General features: G+C 55.5%; 1 protein-coding gene and 1 pseudogene. Both read right to left on the bottom strand.

The window, feature by feature from the left end; translation table 11 throughout:
- Positions 1 to 370, bottom strand: a pseudogene (locus POTG_RS24215) (protein-(glutamine-N5) methyltransferase, release factor-specific); the annotation flags it as partial.
- A 25-nt stretch (positions 371 to 395) separates the two neighbouring features.
- Positions 396 to 1,463 (bottom strand): peptide chain release factor 1, encoded by a 1,068-nt coding sequence (prfA, locus tag POTG_RS05020; protein ID WP_009223721.1) that lies wholly within the window; start codon positions 1,461 to 1,463, stop codon positions 396 to 398.
- Positions 1,464 to 1,596 lie beyond the last annotated feature (133 nt).

Raw genomic sequence — 1,596 nt, 5'->3', positions numbered from 1 at the left:
GGGCGTACGGCGCGCCGCCGGGCCACAGCGCATCGCCTTCCAACGCGATGCGCTCCACCAGCAGCTCCGTTTCTGGGCGGGGGATCAGTACCGCCGGATTGACCCGGAAGGTCAATCCGTAGAACTCCTGCTCCCCGATAATATACTGCGCTGGCTCACCCGCCGCTTTGCGGCGGATCACCGCTTCCCAGGCGTCCCGCTTGTCCGCCGGGAACGGGTCACGCAGCGCGGCCAAATACGCCGCGCCCGTCAGGCCCAGCACATGGCGGAGCAGCAGCTCCGCATTCGACCCGGGCTCCCGCACGCCCGCCGCCGCTAAAAAAGAAGAAGCCTCTTTACGGGCTTCCCATATCGTCATTGCACCGGACATCCGGTATCCTTCATTGTGCAACACGTTATTCTCCTTTTTCCATCAGTTCAGCTTGCTCAGCAATCGTCAACGCCGATACGATCTCTTCCAGCTCGCCGTTCATCACCTGATCCAGCTTATGCAGGGTCAGGCCGATCCGGTGGTCGGTTACCCGGCTTTGCGGGAAGTTGTAAGTCCGGATCCGTTCGCTGCGGTCCCCAGTACCCACCTTGCTTTTCCGTTCGCCGGCGTATTTCGCTTCCTCTTCCTGACGCTTCATATCATAGATCCGGGCACGCAGTACCTGTAGTGCCTTCTCTTTGTTGGAGTTCTGCGATTTGCCGTCTTGGCAAGTGGCCACGATACCGGTCGGGATGTGGGTAACCCGCACGGCGGATTTGGTCGTGTTAACCGATTGGCCGCCCGCGCCGCTCGAGCAGAACGTATCAACACGGATATCCTTATCCAAAATCTCGATATCCACTTCCTCAACCTCCGGCAACACCGCAACCGTCGAGGTCGATGTATGAATCCGTCCGCCGGATTCCGTCGCCGGAATGCGCTGCACGCGATGCGCGCCGCTCTCGTATTTCAGCTTGCTGTAAGCGCCCTTGCCGTTAATCATAAAGATAACCTCTTTGAATCCGCCCAGGTCGCTTTCGTTCATATCCATCACTTCGACGCGCCAGCCTTGAGAATCGGCATACCGTGTGTACATCCGGTACAAGTCGGCAGCAAACAGAGCCGCTTCGTCTCCTCCGGCCGCGCCACGAATTTCCACGATTACGTTTTTATCGTCATTCGGGTCCTTCGGCAGCAACAAAATGCGAATTTTTTCTTCCAAAGCCTGCTGGCGCGCGGTCAGTTCCTCGATTTCCATCTTCACCATTTCGCGCATTTCATCATCCAGCTTCTCGGCCTGCATCGCTTTGGCCGCTTCCAGCTCTCCGATTACATTCTTATATTCGGTGTACGCCTCATAAGCCGGCTGTAAATCCGATTGTTCTTTGGAGTAATCCCGCAGTCGTTTCGAGTCGTTCGCCACGTCTGGATCGCAAAGCAGCTCACTTAACTTCTCGTAACGGTCAGCCAAGGATTGTAGTCGGTCCAACAAGGGATATCACCTCTCTTCATTCGATCACAAGATCTTATAAAAAGCCGCTTATCCACTAATTATTATTTCAGGGATAGACGACTTTTTATTATATCATGGAGGTCATGTTTTGGCTAGATCACATTCGCCCAGA

The organism is Paenibacillus sp. oral taxon 786 str. D14 (genome assembly GCF_000159955.1).
GTDB classification, from domain to species: domain Bacteria; phylum Bacillota; class Bacilli; order Paenibacillales; family Paenibacillaceae; genus Fontibacillus; species Fontibacillus phoenicis.
This window is presented reverse-complemented; position numbering and strand designations above follow the sequence as displayed.